The 4,320-nt window shown below is 59.7% G+C and carries 2 protein-coding genes; one reads left to right on the forward strand and one right to left on the reverse strand.

What is annotated here, in order from left to right:
• Positions 1–2,544, reverse strand: a 2,544-nt coding sequence (locus tag AC5JJ6_RS00980; protein WP_496040245.1) for a DUF4347 domain-containing protein, incomplete at its 3' end; no start/stop codon positions are given.
• A gap of 1,335 nt (positions 2,545–3,879) precedes the next feature.
• Between AC5JJ6_RS00980 and AC5JJ6_RS00985 the strand changes: the two genes are divergently transcribed.
• On the forward strand, positions 3,880–4,320 hold a 441-nt coding region (locus AC5JJ6_RS00985; protein WP_496040246.1), incomplete at its 3' end, for a phage tail protein.

A 4,320-nucleotide genomic window follows, 5' to 3' on the forward strand; every position in this document is an offset into this window, starting at 1 on the left:
GGCGTTGCCGGGGTTGGTCAGGGTGACGGTGAACGACTCGTTCGATTCGACCGCCGTGTCGCCGGTGATCGAGACGTTGAAGGTCTTGCTCGATTCGCCGGGGTTGAAGGTCACGGTGCCGCTGGTGGCGGTATAGTCGCTGTTCGCCGTCGTCGCGGTGCCGTCGGACGTGGCATAGTTCACCGTCACGGTCTGGCCTGACGCGGCGCTCAAAGTGACCGTGAAGGTCATGTTGGTGGTGCCGCTGTTGCCTTCGGTAAGGCTGGAGTCGGCGATCGACACGGTCGGGGCCGCGTCGTTGTCGGTGATCGTCACCGTCGCCTGCTGGGGCGTGCTGTGCTCGGTCGCCCCGCCACCGCCGCTGACCCCGGTGATGTCCAGGATGACGGTCTCGTCGGCCTCGTCCAGGCTGTCGTTGTTCGTCGTGATGGTGGCGGAGCCGGCGGTCTGGCCGGCGGTGATGGTGATGGTGGTCGAGGACAGGGTGTAGTCGGTGCCGCCGCCGGTCGCCGTGCCCGATGGGGTGAGGGTGACCACGGTGTCGATCGAGGCCGCCGCACTCAGCGTCGCAGTGACGGTAGACGTGCCGGCGTTTTCGGCGACCGTGGCGTTATTGACGGTCAGCGCCACCGTCGCGGCCGAGGTGGTGACGTCCACCTTGGTTGCCGTGGCCATCGTGTTGCCGGCGGTGTCCTTGCCGACCACGTAGAGATCGTAGGCGGTGCCGGACTTCAGGCCCGTGATCGCGGAACTGCTGGTGAACGGGGTCGTGCTGACTGCGGAACTGCCGCTCGCCGCCGCCGCGCCGCCGCCCGACTTGGTTCCCGCCACCACCTCCGCCGCAGTCGGCGCTGTGTCGTCATCGGCAACAACGACGTAGTAGACCGTCCCCGACTCGTCGAGGCTCGCCCCGGCGGTGAAGCCGGTGGTGGTGATGCTGGACGCGTCGGGGGCTACGTCGAAGGTGGGGGCGGTGGAGTCGGCGCCGAGGAAGGACAATTTATTGTTTGTGAATGACGCGAGCGTTGGATCGGTCGTGTCTTGCTGAGTGAAATTCGCCTTCGTGGTGAAGCGCTGGAGCCATCCGGCCTTATCCGTGGCGCTGGTCGAACCCGTGTAGGCACTATTGTCGGAAGCCCGAAGGCTTGATGACGTTAACGAAACCGCGGTATTGCCACTTCCCGCACCGCTGGTCAGCGTGTTCGGAAGCTGCGAGGACGCTCCAGTGATGGTTCCTGTGGTGGAAATGGCCGTCGTGCGCCATCCCGTAGTGGGATCGACACTCGTGCTCTCAGCGAAATAATATCCGGTGATGAATTGATTGACGGTCGGCGTGGTCGTTGCTGTGCCACTGTAGATCAGGATGGCGTCGCCTTGGGTGCTGGCTGACTCGTTGGGACCAATGAAGGGATCGTAGCCGCTTCCGTGCGAGAGCGTCGCATCCAGCGCAACCGTCTGCGCGGAATTCGAATTCAGGTTGGTGATCGTCGCGTCGCCGGTCGTGAGGCTCGGGAGTTGAACTTTGAACAGGGTGCCTGCTTCGATGCTCGAATTCGTCGTCCAGGTCAGGTAGAACTCGCCGCCGGTGCTGGTGATGCCCGTACCGCTTGTCACAGTGGTTTGAAAGTTGGTTCCGGTCCAAGCCCGGTCGGTGAAGGTGATCGAGGTTCCCGAATCGATCTGCACCAACGGAACGAAGGTGAAGTAGTTGCTGGTTTCCGAAACCTGGATGATGACGATGTCACCTGGAGAGAAGGACGTCAGAGTGTCGGCGTAGAGGCCGGTGTCGGCGACGGCGATGGCGGTTTCTACCAGGCCCGATTTCGCCTCAAGGTCCCAGTCGCCGCCCTTAAGCGCCGATCCGGTATCATCGTTCGAAGCCGCCACGTCGGCCCCGGTCGCCGCTGACAGTGCCTCCAGGAAAGCGCTACCCGCCGCACTGCGGCCGATATCGCAACCGTAAAGCAGGATGTCGCCGTCGCTAGCCAACGCTGAGCCGACCGTGGCGAGCGCATCGGCGTATTTGCCGGATATCGAATCGAGTTCTAGCGAGGAGGTGCCGAACAGCAGCCTTGCTTCCTGACCATGGCTGATGATGTGAATGGACTCGACTCCGGTGCGGCCCCGAAGATAGTCGGCGACTTGCTGCACCCCATCCTTGGTCGGATCGATCAGAACAGCTTCGACGCCGGATCGGAGGTTATCCCGCAGGACTTCCCAATCTGTGACACCAGTATCGATAAAGGCGATTTCGTGGGACTCGTCATTGGCACCGCCAATCCCCGAGGTGTCGCACCGCTGCCCTTCCGGCGCTGCCGTCGTCGTGGCATCTGTCACCGCGAATTCCGGCGTGGGCGGCGGGGCGGTGCCGGCGTCGCTGGTCTGTGCCGCCGATGTGGGCGTCCCGCTTGAGCCGGTGGCCTGCGCCACAGCGGCAAGGAGCTGTTCGTCGACGGCATGGCAGGAGCTGTCGAACAAGGTATCGACCGTCGGATCATGCGTGGCGGCATCGACCGCCGTCGCAACACCCGCCGCGTCGAACATGAAGCGTGGTTCCAGTGCTATGGCGGAGGTGGACATGTGGAGATGATCGCGCATGCCCGTCAGACCGTTGCGCTTGTCCCGCCGACCGCGTCCCATCACACCCATGACACTCCCCCACATATACAAACGACTTCGACCCAGTTTCCAACGAATTGGGTAATCCTTCAGGATAATACCTTCGTTTGAAACTGATGTATAGGGATGCGAGTGGCAGAAGCGGACACAAAATGGAAACAGGGTGTAAGGGCATACTCCATGGTTGCAGCGATGGCACGGTCGGGTTGAATTCCACTATGGTGAGTGTAAAGAATTCGATTTTTTAACTTTTAAAATAAAAAATTTGTTAGTATGCAACCTATTAGAAGAAACCCGAAAATGGCTTGGCATAAATAAAAAATTGCACTCTAAGGTTGTTAAATGAAAAGACTTAAGTCTTTGGTGGCAGGTTATGCAGCTAAATTCAGCAGTATGCAAAAAATAGGTATGAAAAATCGCTGAGTTTGTTATTACTGATGGCGTATGACGAACCTCCCGGCAAGCAGGATGCTTTGCTCAAACGGTATCCTGGGTGTTGGGAAGGGAAGTCGTATAAGGGATACGCGATTGGGAAATTACCCTATCCGGCCTAATCGCTGTTCCGGTGAATCCGGCGCTCAGAATACCGGGTGTCAGGTTCGCTCCTGTTGAAAGCACGTGTAGCATTCGGGCGACGCCGCAGAAACCATTACAGGATTCTGCGGCGTCGTTCGTTTTTGGCGATGGCGTTTCACTGCGCCGGTCGTAGGTCGGGCCTCTTCAGCCCGACATCGACGCGTTGGCAGGAATCCAGGGGCGGGATGGGAAAAGCGTGGTTCAGGCTGGCCAGCGCGTCAACGTCGGGCTGAAGAGGCCCGACCTACGGGTTGATGCGTTGTTGGCTTTGACGTTTTCAGGTTGATTCGACGAGGGTGCTGGTATTTGAAGCTTGCCCGATTCGCGGGATGATTCCCGGTATACTCCTTCGCAGGCTTCGCCGCTGGGGCGATGGGAAGAGTGACAACATACCATAGTACCCGAAGTTGCCGGAAAAATCACCGCTGAGTCGTTATGCGGGTATAATATGAGAGGAATTCTCCTTATCCGTCATTTTATCGATTCAATCCCGGCGGGCTTTCGAGTACGTATTATTTCGGTGCTAAGCCTTTCGTATGATCCTGCATCGCTCGATCATACGACGTAGTGCCGAGCCAGTGGGGTTGGCGTGCGTGATGAGCCTGCCCGGCGTCATATGCGTGCGTCCATCCCGCTGGCTGGCCCAGCCACCGGGGCGGGAACGAGGGGTGGACACCCTGCTTCGTGTGGTTTTCCAAGGTCTGCCAAATCATCGGGTTAAGGAATTTAAAGAAAATGTCAGATCCGTTTTTGGGTACCGTGATGCCGGTCGCCTTCCAGTTCGCTCCGGCGGATTGGCAGACCTGCCAAGGCCAGAACCTTCCGGTCAATCAGTACAGCGCGCTCTTTTCGCTGCTGGGCGTGACTTTCGGCGGTTCCTCCGGTCAGAATTTCAACCTGCCCGACCTTCAGGGCCGCACCATCGTCGGTCAGGGTATCCTGAACCTCAATGGAGCCATGTCCCAGTACGTTGCCGGCAGCAAGGGCGGCGCCGTCAACGCGACGCTGAGCACCGCCAACGTTCCGCTGGCGCCTCACGTGCATCCGCTGAGCGGTGGGTCGGGCACGGCTTCCGTGGCTATTCAGGGAACGATCGGTGCGGCGGACGCGGAGTTGCCGACAGGT

The sequence above is a fragment of the Skermanella sp. genome (assembly GCF_059503625.1).